The organism is Lactiplantibacillus sp. 7.2.4 (genome assembly GCF_018991185.1).
Lineage (GTDB): Bacteria > Bacillota > Bacilli > Lactobacillales > Lactobacillaceae > Lactiplantibacillus > Lactiplantibacillus pentosus.
Map to the genome: position 1 here is coordinate 1 of NZ_JAGYGS010000066.1, position 16,680 is coordinate 16,680.

At 45.1% G+C, this 16,680-nt stretch carries 14 protein-coding genes and 1 pseudogene; all 15 read left to right on the forward strand.

From position 1 onward, the window contains the following. Positions 1-963 precede the first annotated feature (963 nt). The 15 genes and pseudogenes from metG to glmU all read left to right on the forward strand — a co-directional run bounded on the left by metG (position 964) and on the right by glmU (position 16,560). Positions 964-3,015 carry a methionine--tRNA ligase gene (gene metG, locus KGF70_RS14475; RefSeq protein ID WP_003637631.1) on the forward strand — a complete coding sequence of 684 codons (2,052 nt, stop codon included), beginning with the start codon at positions 964-966 and terminating at the stop codon, positions 3,013-3,015. A gap of 235 nt (positions 3,016-3,250) precedes the next feature. Then, positions 3,251-4,435, forward strand: a complete 1,185-nt coding sequence (locus KGF70_RS14480) for a multidrug effflux MFS transporter (protein ID WP_101872777.1) — start codon at positions 3,251-3,253, stop codon at positions 4,433-4,435. 123 nt (positions 4,436-4,558) lie between these two features. Continuing rightward, entirely contained in the window at positions 4,559-5,335 is a 777-nt protein-coding gene (locus KGF70_RS14485) for a TatD family hydrolase (protein WP_050337745.1), read from the forward strand. Next, a complete protein-coding gene (gene rnmV / locus KGF70_RS14490; protein ID WP_301554465.1) occupies positions 5,322-5,882 on the forward strand; it encodes a ribonuclease M5 in 561 nt (186 codons plus the stop codon). Before KGF70_RS14485 ends, rnmV begins: the two co-directional genes overlap by 14 nt. 2 nt (positions 5,883-5,884) lie before the next feature. Beyond that, on the forward strand, positions 5,885-6,772 hold the full coding sequence (gene rsmA / locus KGF70_RS14495; RefSeq protein WP_216769245.1) for a 16S rRNA (adenine(1518)-N(6)/adenine(1519)-N(6))-dimethyltransferase RsmA: 888 nt from the start codon (positions 5,885-5,887) through the stop codon (positions 6,770-6,772). A gap of 102 nt (positions 6,773-6,874) precedes the next feature. Then, the gene (locus KGF70_RS14500) at positions 6,875-7,126 is read left to right on the forward strand and encodes a Veg family protein (RefSeq protein ID WP_003637638.1); all 252 of its coding nucleotides are present in this window, start codon (positions 6,875-6,877) and stop codon (positions 7,124-7,126) included. A gap of 131 nt (positions 7,127-7,257) precedes the next feature. Continuing rightward, the gene (gene ispE, locus KGF70_RS14505) at positions 7,258-8,127 is read left to right on the forward strand and encodes a 4-(cytidine 5'-diphospho)-2-C-methyl-D-erythritol kinase (RefSeq protein ID WP_216769247.1); all 870 of its coding nucleotides are present in this window, start codon (positions 7,258-7,260) and stop codon (positions 8,125-8,127) included. Between the two features lie 503 nt (positions 8,128-8,630). Further along, positions 8,631-9,575 carry an alpha/beta hydrolase gene (locus KGF70_RS14510; RefSeq protein WP_021336945.1) on the forward strand — a complete coding sequence of 315 codons (945 nt, stop codon included), beginning with the start codon at positions 8,631-8,633 and terminating at the stop codon, positions 9,573-9,575. A gap of 239 nt (positions 9,576-9,814) precedes the next feature. Further along, entirely contained in the window at positions 9,815-10,513 is a 699-nt protein-coding gene (locus KGF70_RS14515) for a metal ABC transporter ATP-binding protein (RefSeq protein WP_021336944.1), read from the forward strand. Beyond that, entirely contained in the window at positions 10,506-11,303 is a 798-nt protein-coding gene (locus KGF70_RS14520) for a metal ABC transporter permease (protein WP_033618651.1), read from the forward strand. The genes KGF70_RS14515 and KGF70_RS14520 overlap by 8 nt, the downstream gene beginning before the upstream one ends. 1,165 nt (positions 11,304-12,468) lie before the next feature. Continuing rightward, positions 12,469-12,921 carry a hypothetical protein gene (locus KGF70_RS14525; protein WP_216769249.1) on the forward strand — a complete coding sequence of 151 codons (453 nt, stop codon included), beginning with the start codon at positions 12,469-12,471 and terminating at the stop codon, positions 12,919-12,921. Between the two features lie 216 nt (positions 12,922-13,137). After that, positions 13,138-13,533 (forward strand): hypothetical protein, encoded by a 396-nt coding sequence (locus KGF70_RS14530; protein WP_181185323.1) that lies wholly within the window; start codon positions 13,138-13,140, stop codon positions 13,531-13,533. A 141-nt stretch (positions 13,534-13,674) separates the two neighbouring features. Then, positions 13,675-13,953 (forward strand): annotated as a pseudogene (locus tag KGF70_RS17430) (hypothetical protein). Positions 13,954-14,272: 319 nt separating this feature from the next. After that, a complete protein-coding gene (gene purR / locus KGF70_RS14535) occupies positions 14,273-15,109 on the forward strand; it encodes a pur operon repressor (protein ID WP_050337741.1) in 837 nt (278 codons plus the stop codon). 68 nt (positions 15,110-15,177) lie between these two features. Further along, positions 15,178-16,560, forward strand: coding sequence for a bifunctional UDP-N-acetylglucosamine diphosphorylase/glucosamine-1-phosphate N-acetyltransferase GlmU (gene glmU / locus KGF70_RS14540; protein ID WP_122211224.1), 1,383 nt, complete (start codon positions 15,178-15,180; stop codon positions 16,558-16,560). The last annotated feature ends 120 nt before the right edge of the window (positions 16,561-16,680 follow it).

Below are 16,680 nucleotides of genomic sequence, written 5' to 3' on the forward strand. Positions count from 1 at the left end.
GAATTTCGCCCTTGAGCATTGTCCGGCAGCCCGGACAGTCGGGAACCCGCTCGAATGGCAGATGAACGGCCACCTATCTGGGTACAATTGACCACTGGATATTAAATGACTGGTCCTTCAAGCAAACTTTTAATTGGCCTCAATAATGCTTTATCACACTTAATCACTGAAAAAATCAGTTAAATTTTATTCGCAAGATTCAACGGACATTAGTCTTGAATTTAGTTGATAAAATTACCTTCGTTTATAATTTGAGACTTTGCTATCTCAAACGATCAGAGAAAGTTCTGGTAAGTTCCGTGAAGCCGCTGATTAGAAAAGTTAAACCATGGGTTAGGAAGCTTAGCTATCATTAGAGACTAGTCTGACAGTTGAATGTCAAAATGACCCTGTACTGTGGAATCAACGACTAATCTAACAAAAAGTTGGGTCCGCAAATGTCTGCCTTGCGAATACCATCCCCGGCTGGAAGGTGTTTCTGACAATGCTCAGCGATGAAATTCCACTTAGCAAGCGTTTTGTGCTTGGTTAGTGGAAGACCAGTATTTAAGACGTGGGCTTTCGGCTTAAATCTGTGTCCATCGCGTTCCAGCGTTGTCAGAAATTCCTGGAAGCCGGACTAGGACGAGATCAACACTGCAGATTTATGCTAACTCGCACTGCTTCCAGCGGGTCTAAGCTGGCCGCTTTTGAACTGAAGAATTGCGATAATGATTAAGACCTTAGCGTCCGGCTCAGCAGTCGTTGCGCTAAGGTCTTAGTGGTCTGAGCAACTCTTTTGTTATCGTTTCTTAATCTGCAGAGGAAATATGATACAATATAAGAGATTCTACACATTGTGTCTAGCGTGTGTTATTTTGGATAAATACGATCGTCTGGCACACGGTGTGATTTGTTCATGGATTTTTAAAATAAAGACATGTTTAACGATTGATCAAAACCAGTTTGAAGGGAACTTACGTCATGGCAGAAACAAAACCAACTTATTACATTACGACGCCGATTTATTATCCTTCGGGGAAATTACATATCGGTAACTCATATACGACCATTGCGTGTGATACGCTTGCACGGTACAAACGGGCGATGGGTTACGATGTCTATTTCTTGACCGGGACAGATGAACACGGCCTGAAGATTGAAGAAAAAGCAGAAAAATTGAATACTGATCCTAAATCATACGTTGATGGGATGGCTAAACAAATTAAAGATTTATGGAAATTACTCGAAATCTCTAATGACAAGTTTATCCGGACGACGGATGATTATCACGAACGCGCGGTTCAAGAAATCTTTGACCGCTTGTTGAAGAATGGCGATATTTACCTCGGTGAATATGAAGGCTGGTACTCAGTTGACGATGAAGAATACTTCACTGAGACACAGTTAGCTGAAGTCTTCCGCGATGATAACGGCAAAGTGATTGGTGGGAAAGCACCAAGCGGCCACGAAGTCGAATTGGTCAAGGAACAGTCCTACTTCTTTAAGATGAGCAAGTATGCGGACTGGTTGTTAGATTACTATCAGAAACATCCTGACTTTATCGAACCAAGCAATCGGATGACTGAAATGATCAACAACTTCATCAAGCCTGGTCTGGAAGACTTAGCGGTTTCACGGACCAGCTTTACTTGGGGCGTGCCCGTTAAGAGTGATCCTAAGCACGTGGTCTACGTGTGGATCGACGCATTGACGAACTATATCACCGCATTAGGCTATGCAACGGGTGATTCAGAGGACTTATTCAACAAGTTCTGGCCCGCTGATGTCCAAATGGTTGGTAAAGAAATCGTGCGTTTCCATACGATTTACTGGCCAATCATTTTACACGCACTCGGCTTACCATTACCAAAGAAGGTCTTCGGCCACGGCTGGTTACTGATGAAGGATGGCAAGATGTCCAAGTCGAAGGGTAATGTTATCTATCCTGAAACCTTGGTCGAACGCTATGGTCTCGATGCACTGCGCTATTATCTCGTTAAGGCCATGCCTTATGGGAACGATGGCTTATTTACACCTGAAGACTTCGTGGCGCGGGTCAACTATGACTTGGCCAACGACTTAGGTAACTTATTGAACCGGACGATTGCCATGATCAATAAGTACGAAGATGGCAAACTCCCTGCTTTCAAGGCCGGTGTCACTGAATTTGACGCTGATTTGGAAGCCACTGCAGCAACAACCATCGAAAACTTCAACGCTTGCATGGATAGTTTGCACTTATCCGATGCACTCGGTGAAGTTTGGAAGTTGGTCAGTCGGACGAACAAGTACATCGACGAAACGGCGCCTTGGCAATTAGCTAAGAGCGACGACGCGGCGGACGCTGATAAGTTGGCAAGTGTGATGGCCCACTTAGCAGCTAGTTTACGAGTTATCGCTAGCTTGATCAGTCCAGTAATGACGCATGCGCCAAAGGAAATCTTCACCCAATTGGGCTTAGATGTGGACACTTTGGCAATCGAAGGCTTACAACTCGCTGATTTACCAGCCGGAGCCCAAGTCGTTGCGAAGGGGACACCAATCTTCCCACGGGTTGATATGGATGAAGAAATTGCCTTCTTAAAGGCTAAGATGACGAAGTCCGACAAGCAGAAGGGACGTAAAGCAATGGAAGCTGCTAAGCATGAAGCTGAAGTCGAACAAGGTTGGAATCCAGCCGAAACTAACTTAAACTTGACCAAACCAGAAATCAGTATTGATGATTTTGATAAGGTCGAACTAAAAGTTGCGGAAGTTATCACGGTCCAGAAGTTGAAGGGTGCTGACAAGCTCCTCCAATTCCGGCTAGATGCAGGTGACGCTGACCACCGTCAGATTCTGTCTGGAATTGCCAAGTGGTATCCAGAACCAGAAGAATTGATTGGTAAGAAAGTTGTCATTGTTGGTAATTTGAAACCACGGAAGTTACGTGGTGAGATGAGCCAAGGCATGTTATTGTCTGCGGAACACGACGGTAAGGTCCAATTGATCACCGTGCCAGATAATATGGTCAACGGATCATTGATTTCGTAATTAAAACTAGATGTTGAATAAAAATCGGGCGCACTGAAACAGTGAGCTCGATTTTTTGTTTGTAATTCAATTGTTATTTCAGTTGTTTTTGACAAATGGGTTAATCTCCCGTACAGTAGTACGAACGAGAAATGAGGTGAGAACATATGAAGTATGAACAGATTCTCGTATGCGTCTCCGTAGATGGAAAAGGACGTTTTTCCGCAAATTAATTAAATTTAGGAGACTTAATTAAATGAAAAACGTCCAAAAACAAGTGCCATCATTATTACTGTTAATCACATTAGTGGGATTCCCGCAAATCAGTGAATCAATTTTTACGCCAATCTTGCCAGCACTCAGTCAGGCAATGCACGTTAGCGCCAGCCACAGCCAACTAACCATGAGCAGTTACTTTGTGGCTTTTGCAGTTGGGGTGCTCTTTTGGGGGGAATATGCTGACTATCGCGGGCGACGTGATGCCATGTTAGGTGGATTAGCCTTTTATTTGATTGGTAATTTAGGGTTATATCTGAGTCCAAGCTTTACTTGGTTATTGGTTTGCCGCTTGATTCAAGCTTTCGGTGCTAGTGCTGGTTCGGTTGTGACACAGACCATTATGCGTGAAAGTTTTACAGGTGTTTCTGGTGCAAAAATATTTGCTAAGGTGAGTGCAGCCATGGCACTATCGCCCGCCCTCGGACCACTCATCGGAGGTGGCGTCCAGACTGTGTTCGGCTATCAGCATGTCTTCTCTATCTTGAGCATGATGGCAGTCGCAATACTGCTGTACGTAGGTTGTTGCTTACCGGAGACTCGGCCAGAAGCGGTCAAAGTGGCCTCTTGGCGGCAACAAAGTGCTATCGTTTCACGATTGTTGCACGATCCCGTGGTCTGGTGTTACGGTTTATTGATTAGTGGTATTAATGGTATTTTGTTTAGTTATTACGCTGAAGCGCCGTTTATATTTGAAACGTACTTTGGCTTTAGTGCTGTGCAATACGGTAGTCTCGGTTTAGTCTTAGCTACGGCCAGTCTGCTGGGTGCGTTGCTAGTGAATTGGCTTGTCAACTATTGGTCACCAATGCAGGTTGCTTTAAGTGGCTTGGGATTGAGTTTAGTAGCGACGGTTGGCTTGGTGATGAGCGCTGTTGGCAATCACATCATTGGAATGCTGATTGGGATTTTTTTGGCCTTCTTAGGTCTGAACATCACCTTGCCGAATGCGTTGAATCGTGCATTGATTGGCTATGAGACGGTGATGGGTAGTGCCAGTGGCTGGTTTAGCTTGGGTTATTATCTGCTAGTGAGTGTGCTAACGTACCTAATGAGTTGGTTCCACAACGGTAGTATCGTGGCATTGCCCGTATACATGTTAGGTGTGGTCGTCGTGATGACGGTGGTGTACGCGGAGCTGTATTGGCGACGTGTACGTCATTAATTGTGTTTGAAAGCCTGGGGGAACCCGGGCTTTTTTATTTTAGAATTACCAGCATCTTTTCCGAAAACTTGCGTCCCATGGTAAAATCAACTAAGATAACAAAAGTCGAAAAGGGGTTATTACATGCGGATTTTTGATTCTCATACCCATTTAAATAGTGAAGAATTCATCCAGGAAGTGCCGCGTTACTTGCAACAGGCGGCTGACCTTGACGTGACGCGGATGGCAATCGTTGGTTCGAATACACAACTGAACGCCGATGCGATTAAACTGGCGGAGACCTATCCACAGCTCGTCGCCATCGTGGGCTGGCATCCAGAAGATTCCAAGAATTATGATCAGGCAGCGGAAAAAGTCTTGATTGACCAGCTACAACAGCCAAAAGTCGTTGCGTTGGGTGAGATTGGCCTGGACTATCATTGGGATACGTCGCCACAAGACGTGCAACGAAAGGTGTTTGCACGCCAAGTCGCGATTGCCAAAGACATGCAACTGCCGATTTCTGTGCATAACCGGGATGCTTTCGAAGATACGTACAAGATTTTGAAGGCGGCTGACATTCGTGATACGGGTGGTGTCATGCATAGTTTTAATGGTGATCCGGAATGGCTGAAACGCTTCTTGGATTTAGGCATGCACATCTCTTACAGTGGGGTAGCGTCCTTCAAGAATGCCCATGAAGTCCACGAATCCGTCAAACAGACGCCTTTGGATTCAATGCTAGTGGAGACGGATGCCCCTTATTTAACGCCGGAACCATACCGTGGCAAGCAGAACGAACCCGGGTACACGCGCTATGTGGTTGAAGCGATTGCCAAGTTACGTGAAATGACGCCGGAAGCCATTGCGGCGCAAACTTATCAAAATGCAGAGGAATTTTTTAAGATTGAAGAAGATTAAAGAAGTAATCGTCGTCGAAGGCAAGGATGACACGAAACGTCTGGCCCTCGCCGTTGATGCAGATACATTGGAAACGAATGGCTCAGCCATCTCAGAAGCGACGTTGGCCCAGATTAAGACGTTACAGGCAAGTCGGGGCGTGATCGTGTTTACCGACCCAGATTTTTCAGGGGAGCGGATTCGCAAGACGATTTCGGCAGCCGTTCCGGGGGTCAAACACGCCTTTTTGCCGCGTAAAGCGGGCGTACCAACTAAGGCGGGTGGCAGTCTGGGCGTGGAACATGCGAGTCCAGCGGCAATTCAAGCCGCACTTGTCCATTTGTATACCGAACAAGTCGATGAGGCTCAACCGTTGATCACGCAACATGACCTGATTCAGGCCGGTTTGTTGGCGGGCCCGACTGCCCGTAAACGGCGTGAACAACTCGGCGAGCGGCTCGGTATTGGCTACGTGAATGGGAAGCAATTACCCAAACGCCTGCAACTATTTCAGATTCAGCCCGCTGATTTTTGGGCGGCGGTGGATCAACTGACGACAGAGGAGTAACTATGAGTAGAGATTTAGATATTGCTAATCCCGCCCGCACGCGGGCCATTATGCACACGTATGGATTACAAGTTAAAAAGAGTCTGGGGCAGAACTTTTTGACTGACCAGAACGTTTTACACAACATTGTTGCAACGGCGGACATTGGCGCCAAAGATAATGTGATTGAAATCGGCCCGGGGATTGGTGCGTTGACTGAATATTTGGCCCGTGCAGCCCACCATGTCTTGGCGTTTGAAATTGACGATCGGTTACTGCCAATTTTGGATGAAACGCTAGCGGATTATGACAATGTAACGGTCGTTAACCAAGATATTTTGAAGGCTGACCTGGCCGCGATGATCAGTGAACATTTAGATAACGAGCGGCCGTTGAAGCTAGTCGCCAACTTACCTTATTACATTACAACGCCAATTCTGATGAACCTATTGGCGGGCGACGTTGCCTTTGAAAACATCGTGGTCATGATGCAAAAAGAAGTCGCTGACCGGTTAGCAGCGGAACCAGGGACAAAAGCTTATGGGGCGCTGACGATTGCGGTCCAGTGTCGGATGGCTGCTGAAATGGCGATGGTCGTTCCGCGGACCGTCTTCGTCCCAGCGCCGAACGTTGATTCAGCAATTGTGAAGTTGACGGCGTTACCACCACGGACCCACGTACCATTTGACGAAGCAGCCTTTTTCAAGGTGGTCAAAGCTGGGTTTGCTCATCGCCGAAAGAATTTGTGGAACAATCTGCAAAGTTTATTTGGTAAGCAACCTGACACCAAGACGGCAATTCAGCAGGCACTTGAGATTGCGGCCATTGACCCGAAGATCCGGGCAGAACGGCTAACGGTCGATGAATTTATCACGCTGACGGATGCATGTCATCAGGCTGATTTACTCTAGATTGTTCTGTTATAAAATTGTTGCACATTAGAAAACCTTGTGATATAATGTTGACTTTTTTGTGAAAAGCTAGTATAGTGTCTTTCATGAGGAGGATTCTCAATGCCAATTTCACTAGCTGCAATTAAAGATAAACTTGACTCACGGATCGGCCAACGCATGAAGGTCGTTGCCCAGGCCGGCCGCAAGAAGACAACTGAACGCCACGGTGTGTTAAAAGAAACTTACCGTTCCGTATTTGTTGTAGATTTAGATCAACAAGAAAACGCATTTGAACGGGTCTCCTACAGTTATACCGATGTTCTGACAAAGAACGTTCAAATCGCTTTTGACGATGAAACAACTGAAGCTTAATTCGCGTCTCGTGAATTCTCAATATTAAGACCCCCAGCAAGGTCTTTTTATTTTGCCTTGATATTAGTATAATTGTATCAAAGTAAGTCAGCGACCCCGGGTAATCGCGGTCATGGAAGAGGGTGAGACGCGTGCAAATCGTTGAAAAAGCACCAGCCAAGATTAATTTAGGGCTGGATACCTTATTTGAGCATTCAAATGGTGACAAAGAGTGGGATATGGTGATGACGTCGGTTGATTTGGCCGACTACGTGATGTTGGAATCCTTGAATTCGAATCGAATCGAGGTCGTTACCGATAGTGGCTTTTTGCCGAATGATCGCCGTAACTTAGCTTTTCAAGCGGTGAGTGTGTTGAAACGGTATTGTCACGTTGATTGGGGTGTGCGAATCAAGATCAGAAAGGCCATTCCAGTAGCGGCTGGTTTGGGTGGCGGCTCATCGGACGCTGCGGCAGTTCTGCGCGGGTTGAACCGCATGTGGTCGTTAGGATTAGACTTAGCGACGTTAGCACGGCTAGGATTGCAGGTCGATTCGGACGTGCCGTATTGTGTCTACAGTCAGACGGCGCACGTCACTGGCAAGGGTGAAGTCGTGACGCCGTTGCCTAAATTACCGCCGATGTGGATTGTCTTAGCAAAACCGAAAATCAGCGTTTCCACGCCGAATATCTTACGGCAAGTCAATTATGACCGAATCGCAGTGCATCCCCATATTGATGGCCTGCTATCAGGCATTCGCAACCAAGACTTTGAGGCGATCTTTGCCAATATGGGCAACGTGTTGGAGCCGATTACGGCCAAGCGCTATCCAGAGATTTTGCAAATCAAGCAGCAGTTATTGACGTTTGGGGCGGACGCCGCTCAAATGAGTGGCACGGGTCCAACGGTGTTCGGCGTCTGCCGAAAGCAGTCACGGGCACAGCGCGTTTATAACTCGCTTAAGGGCTTTTGCCGTGAGGTTTATTTGGTTAGACCGGTGAATTTGACGGAAAGAGTGTGAGGAGCCGCGGGTTGAAGTCGAGCATTGCCTAGCTAGTGGATGAATGCGATTTGTGCATTGGTCCGCTAGCGTAGCAAGCACAGGCTTTAGCGGCCCTGAGCACGTTTAGAAAGAGTGTGAAGTCGAACGGTTTGGGTCGAGGATTAGCCTAGCCCCGGCGTTAAGCGGTGGGTTATCCGCTTGGCGTCGGGGCGTAGCTAACCGGAGACCCAGTTCGGCTGAACACGTTTCGGCAATGCGGCAGGAGTGGGTGGCAGTCGCACAAATACGAGCAAGTTATCCGCTGAGCACCGGGGATTAATTGGCATCCTAGTTTTACCGAACACGCTTCAGCAATGCGTCAGTGGATACCGCTCCGTATTATGGTTAATCCCAAACGCCCTATTCAGCCACCCACCGCACCCAATATGTCCCAAACCGGTCACGAACAATCATAATTTGAGCAATTTTCAAAGCAATTTTGGCTGGATTATGCTTAAATAAAAGGTAACGGAGGTGTTGGGATGAAGCAGTCGACGAAATTCGGATTAAAGCTAGCAGGTGTCGTGGGTGCCGCAACCTATGCAGGAACGTTGTTTGGCGGGTTAGTGGCGTACAAGTTTGCCATGCATGTGAGTGATGCTCAGAAGCAGAAAGGGCAGGAACGGTCGCATGCTGAAAATACGGAGATTGAAAATTTCTGGTATTTGAAACAACCGAAGCAACAGTGGATGATTCAGTCATTTGACGGCCTTAACTTAGCGGCAACTTATATTCCTAACCCTAAAACGGTGGGACGGCTGGCGATTTTAGCGCACGGCCTTGGACATTCACGTGAGCAGATGATTCCGTATGCTCGGATTTTCATGAGTTTGGGCTATGATGTGCTGATGCCGGACGCACGGGCATTTGGCGACAGTCAGGGCCACACGATTGGTTATGGCTGGTTGGATCGGTTAGATTATGAACGATGGATCACGATGGCGCTCAACCAGTTAGGCCTCGATATTGATATTGTGTTGATGGGGATCTCGATGGGCGCGGCCACGGTGATGGCGACCAGCGGGGAACCACTGCCTGCTAACGTCAAAGCCATCGTTGAGGATAGTGGTTATGCGGATTTGTACGATGAAGCCAAGTTTCGGCTAACCCACAAATTCCATCTACCGGCTTATCCAATCATGCCGGTCGCAAATCAGTTGGCACACGTGCGCGCGGGTTATGGCTTCAAAGACGGCCGTATTTTACAGCAAGTATTAACGAGTGGTTTGCCAATCTTGATGATTCATGGGTCCAAGGACCAGACCGTTCCCGTCCGAAACGCCCACGCGTTGTATAACCAGTTGCCACAACAAAAGGGGTTGTATATCGACCCAGATGCGGGCCACGTGGAAGCAATTCGCACGCATCCTGACCGCTACCAAGCCGTTGTTGATGAATTCTTGCGAGAACAAGTTGGCTTGAGTTAGCGTGAGGACTTTTAATTGAATAATGATGACCAGACCTTGCTCAGAAAATCTAGGTCTTTTTTATTTTGAAAAAATGTGGCGGGCGTCAGTTGCGAATTAAGCTTGAAACCGCGGTGATGAATCCGCTTTCTAGGCGATTGAAATAGTACCAGTGGCCCTATTGACAAATAATGGCTTTCAGGTAAACTAAAATAGTAATCATTACGATTTACTTTAATTGAGAAAGTTGGGGTAGTGTTATGACGGAACCGTTAATTGCCGTCCAACACCTTGGAATTAGTTTTCCAAACAACCAGGTGTTTAAAGATTTAGATTTTAAAATTGAACAAGGCGACTTTTTGACCGTGATTGGCGAGAATGGGGTCGGCAAGACCACCCTGATTCGGGCATTGCTCGGCATGTTGAAACCAACGGCGGGACAAATCACCTATTATCCGAATAAAAAAGCCATCAAGATTGGCTACGTGCCCCAATTTCGTAATTTGGACCAAGAATATCCACTAACGATTGAGGATTTTGTCGGTCTGAATTTGAAAGGGTGGCAGCCATGGCTGTCGAAGGCCGAACATCGCCAGGTCACAACGGCGTTAGCAGTCACCAACCTTAAAAAGTTGCGCCATCGCCCACTTGGTATGGCTTCTGGTGGTGAAAAGCAGCGAGCCTATCTCGCCCAAGCCATCGTCCAGGAACCACAACTCTTGATTTTGGACGAATCGACAGCCAGCCTCGATAACGAAATGAAGTACGAACTCTTAGATCTAGTCCAGAATTTAAACCAGACGAGTCACATTACGGTCTTCTTTGTCACCCACGACTTACCATTAGCGAAGCAGTATGCCAAACATTATTTGGCGCTAAAACCGGGCCAGCAACAGTTTGGCAACATCGCTGATATGTCGGTCGAACAGCTCAAGGAGGTCACGAATGTCAATGTTTAGTTTAGTCTTCATGCGTAATGCCTACTTGGCTGGGACATTTATTGCGATTATTTGTGGGACGATTGGGGTCTTTGTGATTGCCCGAAACCTATCATTCTTAACCCACACGTTGTCTGAAATCGGCTTTGCCGGAGCGGCTTTCGGGATTTTCATGGGCTGGACGGCACTGAGTGGGATGCTGATTTTTACCGTCATCAGTTCGGTCATCGTGGGGCAGATGAGTGTGAAACAATCGCGGCGCGAAGCTTCGATTTCTGCGATTTCCGCACTGTTTATCGGTTTAGGAATCCTATTCCTGTCGCTATCTAATCAGACCTCGAGTTATGCGACGAGCATTCTATTTGGGAGTGTGATTGGGATTGCTAGCGCGGATGTCATTCGGGTCGCAATCTTGTCGGCCATCGTCTTACTCGTGATGTTGGGCTTGTACCGGCCACTCAAATTTGATTCCTTCGATGCGATTGGTGCCCGGGTGAGCGGCTTATGGACGACTGGCATCTCAGTGGTCTTCTTAGTCCTCGTTGCAATGAGCGTCAGCGTTGCCGCCCAAATCGTGGGGTCACTACTGATTTTCATCCTATTGACGTTACCCGCTGCGGCGGCGCGTTACTTCGTGCACACCGTCAGCAAGATGATCTTCCTCGCAATCAGTTTTGCGCTGATTGGCGTCTGGTTGGGACTGTACTTAAGTTACATCACGAATTTACCCGTCAGCTTCTTCATCGCGGCCATCGAATGCTTGTTCTACTTTGCTGCGCTGGTCTATCAGCGGCTCCGGGTCGGAAGCTAGTTGGGCTGTCCTTGTTCGGTGATATGATTTTAAAAATGGGTGACTTGCGGAATTTAAGCAGGTCGCTGTGATACGTTAAAATGTTACTAGTCGTTTCTGGAATTCATTGGGAATTTGGGGGACGGCTAGTTTTTTGTTTGTGTTGTAACTTCCCGTTTGTGATAGGAGAAAAGTTTATGAGTATTTCAAATGAAGTTCAAGAAAACTTAAAAAAAGAAGAAGTATAAATCAAGATGATGATTTTGGACTAGAACGAAGCTGGGAAGAATTAACAATTATTTTATCAAAAAACGAGTATGAAACAATTAATTACTTGATGAATTGTTCTAAAGATGATGTATTATTGATTAGTTCTGTTTTTGACTATGTTTCCGACAATTTGCAAAGTAAGAGATTTATATCTTGTTTAAGGGAACTAGATAAAAAGTATCCAGATTTGAAATTAACGTCTTTTATTGATGATGCGGAAAATTATATTAAAGATAATTGAAAGTAGTCCCCGACTTATTCATGGAATTGACATTACCCGGGATATTACTCATAATATCCAAAAATAAAATGTGAATGAGCTTTTATACTCACTCAGATCTTATTTTTTGAGGCTGAACCAATCAAATTAGGAACAGTAATTTATGAAGATGAATAACTAAAGTAACATACATCGCGCTGTTTTAGTCAGGGTCTCCGGTAACTAGTGGTGATGAAGTAATATTAAGAATCTAGCTCATTTGAGAATTGATATTTTCCTGAATTTTGAACTTGAGGTCAACTAAAAAGAAGTCGGGCAAGCGGAAGAGTTCTAAAGCCAAGAATCCGGCCAAACGTAAAGGTACTAAGACAAAGAATCCCAGTAGGGTCGGAGGTTTAAAGCTACCGAAATCAACGGAGTTAACCATGATCAAAACAGTTCGCAATCATGCAAAAGATATAATTAAGAAAGGTGTCAACGCTGGAGACCTTATATTGGCTCAGAAGGAACTAACTTGTTAACACAAGAAATTATGGATGCAAGAATTCCTGTAAAGATGCTTCATTGTCTAATGGCTTGCGTTGGGATATGCCTGGTTCGTTTAATGGTCGTGGTTAAGGCTTTTGGGAGCTGGCAGTAGATTTAGATACAAATAAAATTGTACATTTCAATTTTACTGAGTAGAAAGGAAAATACATGTTTGAAGTCATTGAATCAAAAATTAATACTTTTGGAAAGCTGATTTATCTAGAAAGCTCACATGAGTTTGTGTCAGAACCAAGTGTAAATTCTGATATAACTATTTTAGTGGGATATATATATATTGGTTTTGATTCGGAGAACAGTGAGTCTACGCAAGTTTGGGGATTTCATCATAATTTTAATTGGAAATCGAGTATATTGATACCTCCGAAAGCCCATCAAGGTAAAGTTGTTTTGGATGAAGACATAAATCCTGGCGATAGCAAGAGGATAACTGATGCAAACTCATGGAAAACTGATTACGATATAAGCAACGGGTGGCTTAGATTTGGGGGAGAAAATAACTCTCTTAAAAATAGTTATGTGGAATTTTTTCCACGCACTATAATGGGAATTGATGATGATGGAAATATTACGGAATTGTGGTTACACCCTATCCTAAAATAAAAAAATAGGGCTGGTAAGGTATAGACTTACTAATTGAATTGACAATATCTAACAAAAGCCAGATGGATTTATTGTATAAAGCCTCATTAATCGAAAAATATAGGATACCAAATAAATCCCGAGATGCGGAACTTTTTTTGATAGATAGCAAAGAGCATGTATATTACACGAGTAATCACTATGCTTCCTTTGTGAAAGTTAGGTGAGGTGATAATAATGAAAAAAAACACCATTTCATATGTCGATAAAGTTGAGCTTGTGTCGTTGAAAGAACGATTGAATGATTTAAACTATTTTGTTGTTACAATCCCTGGCAAAAAAATTTGCACATTTCGTCAATATCTGAATTTTATGGGTAAAAAATTTAAAATGCCTGATTATGCAGGCTTTGCTGCCTATTCAGATTGGATGACAGACTTGAGCTGGATACCCAATCAAAAAATTGCAGTAATAATAAATGAATATGGGCGTTTCATGAATAAAAAGCCAAAATTAAAAAGTTTAATAATGGACAGTTTTGAGGATGATATTTTACCTTTTTGGGAAAAGGATGTCGTTCAATTTATGGTTGGTGGTAAGCCAAGGATTTTTGAAGTTTATATTGTAAAATAATACTTTATCTGAGCTTCAGCTTAGATAAAAACCTTAATTTCGGATAGTTAGGTTGAACAAACGGCTGAAGATTGAAAAGTGACGCTATCATCGGTATGAAGTCATCTTAAGGAAAAACATCAAGATTAGTAGGGGGTATCGTTGTTAATTAGTGCAACTATTGGTGTGTTAGTAATGGTTATTACGCTGGGCTTAGGAGTCTGGAGTTAGTTACTGGGAAAACGCAACAAATCGAATTTAGTTGGTAGTATCATACCAGCTGGCTACTTTATTGTACGGTTAGCCTTTGCACTAGTACTGGGCGAAGGCGTTCGAGAACTGATAACCAGTTTAGTCGGTAATTTGGTAAGCACTGTCGTCTATATCCTATTGTTTGTTTGGGGACGACAACGATTCAATAAGCAGAAGCCAATAAAATAAAGTGCTTGAAAGCTCAGAACGATTCCAAAATTACACGTTCTGGGCTTTTTAGGTGTAAACAGAGGCCACCCAATCGAACCTTTTTGCGCCTCTACGTCGTATAAACGATGGATCTTCCTGGCACACGCCATTAAGTCGCCCAAGTTTATTGTTCTCGAATTCGCCAAATCTGAGCTGTACAGACAAGACAATTGGCAATCTTATTAAGAAATTCCGATGGTTTAGTAAAAAAGTGTTAAAAAGTTAGCCTATTTCCGAACGTTTGTGTTATCATTTTGCATAGACTTTAAAAATGATGATTTAGGTTGAGGTGGAAGATATGAAAGTACGTAGAAGCGAACGTTTGATTGATATGACGCGTTATTTGTTGGAACGTCCCCATACATTAGTTTCATTGACATACTTCGCGGAACGGTACGCATCCGCAAAGTCGTCGATCAGTGAAGATTTAACGATCTTAAAGAAGGTTTTTCAGGCCCGGGGAACAGGAATCTTGGAGACCATTCCCGGTGCTGCTGGGGGCGCCCGTTTCATCCCATATATTTTAAAGGAAGAAGCGCAGACGTTTATTGAAGAAATGACGACTAAGGTGGCGGACAAGAGCCGGGTCTTACCTGGGGGTTACGTCTACCTGTCAGATATTTTGGGGCAACCCGATATTTTACGCCAAGTTGGCCGGGTCATTGCGACTCAATATTTGAATCAAAAGATCGATGCCGTGATGACGGTGGCAACCAAGGGAATCCCGATTGCACAAAGTGTCGCAACTTATCTCAACGTGCCATTCGTCATCGTGCGTAATGACTCTAAGATTACCGAAGGCTCCACAGTGAGCGTGAACTATGTCTCTGGTTCTTCAGAACGAATCAAGAAAATGGAACTTTCTAAGCGGAGTTTGACGGAAGGCGCCAATGTGCTCATCGTGGATGATTTCATGAAGGGCGGCGGCACGATCAACGGGATGAAGACGTTGATTGAAGAATTTGACGCTAATTTGATTGGTATCACAGTTTTTGCTGAAGCAAGCTTCGTCGGCAATCGTTTAATCGATGATTACACGTCGTTATTACGAGTGACCAACGTGAGTGATAGTGACAAGGCCATCAAGGTCATTCCGGGGAATTATTTGGAAAAAGTTTTCGGTGCGGAAGCCTAGCCGAGTATGTTATCCCAAGCGTTTTTTTGATATGATTGACTTATCTGAGGACTAAGGAGAAATTTGTAATGACAACCAAAAATGCAATCATCATGGCCGCCGGTAAAGGGACCCGGATGAAATCCAAGCTAGTCAAAGTTTTACATCAGGTATGTGGTAAATCAATGGTCGACCACGTCTTGACCCAAGTTGAAGCCACACACATGGCCAACATCGTCACAATCGTGGGTCACGGTGCGAAAGACGTTGAAGCAGCCTTGGGCGACCGGACTGAATATGCCGTTCAAGCGGAACAACTCGGAACGGGACACGCCGTCTTACAGGCTGAACCATTGTTGAAGGACGCCGACGGGATGACGCTGATCGTTAGTGGTGATACGCCGCTATTTAAAGCTGAAACTTTTGAAGAATTATTTGAATATCATCAAGCCAAGGGTGCTGCTGGGACGATTTTGACGTCACAAGCTCCGAACCCTCAAGGCTATGGCCGGGTCGTTCGTAACCGGTTAGGCATCGTTGAAAAGATTGTTGAACAAAAAGATGCCACTAAGGAAGAACAAGAAATTCGCGAAATCAACACGGGGGTCTACTGCTTCGATAATAAGAAGCTGTTTGCCGCCTTACATCAAGTGACGAATGACAATGCGCAGGGTGAATATTACCTGACGGATGTGATTCAGATCATGAAGAACCAGGGTGACGTGGTTGCCGCTTACCAGATGGATGACTTTGACGAATCCATGGGGGTCAATACCCGCGCTGCATTGGCACAAGCGACGAAGGTCATGCAACGGCGCATCAACGAACAGCATATGGAAAATGGCGTTTCGATTATTAATCCTGAAGACACCTACATCGATGCTGGCGTTAAGATTGGTGCGGATACCATCGTGGAACCAGGTGTCCTGATTAAGGGCAAGACGACGATTGGTGAAGATTGCTTTATCGGCGCTCATTCTGAGATTCACGATATGGTCATTGAAGATCGAGTTCGGGTCACGGCATCCTTCCTCGAAGATTCAATCATGCATGCTGACAGTAATATTGGCCCGTACAGTCATTTACGGCCACAAGCTGAAATTGGCGAACACGTGCATTTAGGGAACTTTGTTGAAGTCAAAAAGGCCCAAATCGGTGCACGGACTAAGGTCGGTCATTTGACCTATGTGGGTGATGCAACGTTAGGTCAAGATATTAACGTTGGTTGTGGGGTCGTCTTCGTCAACTACGATGGCGTCAACAAGCATCATACCAATGTCGGCGACTCAGCTTTCATCGGTAGCAATTCCAACATCATTGCGCCGGTCGAAGTGGCGGACCATTCATTTATCGCGGCCGGTTCGACGATCACCGACGATGTCAACTTCCATGACATGGCGATTGCCCGGGCCCGTCAGACCAACAAGCCGGACTTCTGGGGCCGGTTACCACACGAACCAGAAAACATGTAATATCACGATTGGCTGTAGCGGTGATGGGGGTAAGCCCTGACGCAAACGGCGGTCGAAATAAATTTATTGATATCGATAGTAAGAGTCATTCACACGATGGTGCTTGAATGGCTCTTTTTC

What these genes read in the sequence shown, in the direction of transcription:
- KGF70_RS14480 (WP_101872777.1), top strand. Translation starts at nt 3,251, where the DNA reads ATGAAAAACGTCCAAAAACAAGTGCCATCATTATTACTGTTAATCACA.
- KGF70_RS14515 (WP_021336944.1), top strand. Translation starts at nt 9,815, where the DNA reads ATGACGGAACCGTTAATTGCCGTCCAACACCTTGGAATTAGTTTTCCA.
- metG (WP_003637631.1), top strand. Translation starts at nt 964, where the DNA reads ATGGCAGAAACAAAACCAACTTATTACATTACGACGCCGATTTATTAT.
- rsmA (WP_216769245.1), top strand. Translation starts at nt 5,885, where the DNA reads ATGAGTAGAGATTTAGATATTGCTAATCCCGCCCGCACGCGGGCCATT.
- KGF70_RS14510 (WP_021336945.1), top strand. Translation starts at nt 8,631, where the DNA reads ATGAAGCAGTCGACGAAATTCGGATTAAAGCTAGCAGGTGTCGTGGGT.
- glmU (WP_122211224.1), top strand. Translation starts at nt 15,178, where the DNA reads ATGACAACCAAAAATGCAATCATCATGGCCGCCGGTAAAGGGACCCGG.
- KGF70_RS14530 (WP_181185323.1), top strand. Translation starts at nt 13,138, where the DNA reads ATGAAAAAAAACACCATTTCATATGTCGATAAAGTTGAGCTTGTGTCG.
- KGF70_RS14520 (WP_033618651.1), top strand. Translation starts at nt 10,506, where the DNA reads ATGTTTAGTTTAGTCTTCATGCGTAATGCCTACTTGGCTGGGACATTT.
- KGF70_RS14485 (WP_050337745.1), top strand. Translation starts at nt 4,559, where the DNA reads ATGCGGATTTTTGATTCTCATACCCATTTAAATAGTGAAGAATTCATC.
- purR (WP_050337741.1), top strand. Translation starts at nt 14,273, where the DNA reads ATGAAAGTACGTAGAAGCGAACGTTTGATTGATATGACGCGTTATTTG.
- KGF70_RS14525 (WP_216769249.1), top strand. Translation starts at nt 12,469, where the DNA reads ATGTTTGAAGTCATTGAATCAAAAATTAATACTTTTGGAAAGCTGATT.
- KGF70_RS14500 (WP_003637638.1), top strand. Translation starts at nt 6,875, where the DNA reads ATGCCAATTTCACTAGCTGCAATTAAAGATAAACTTGACTCACGGATC.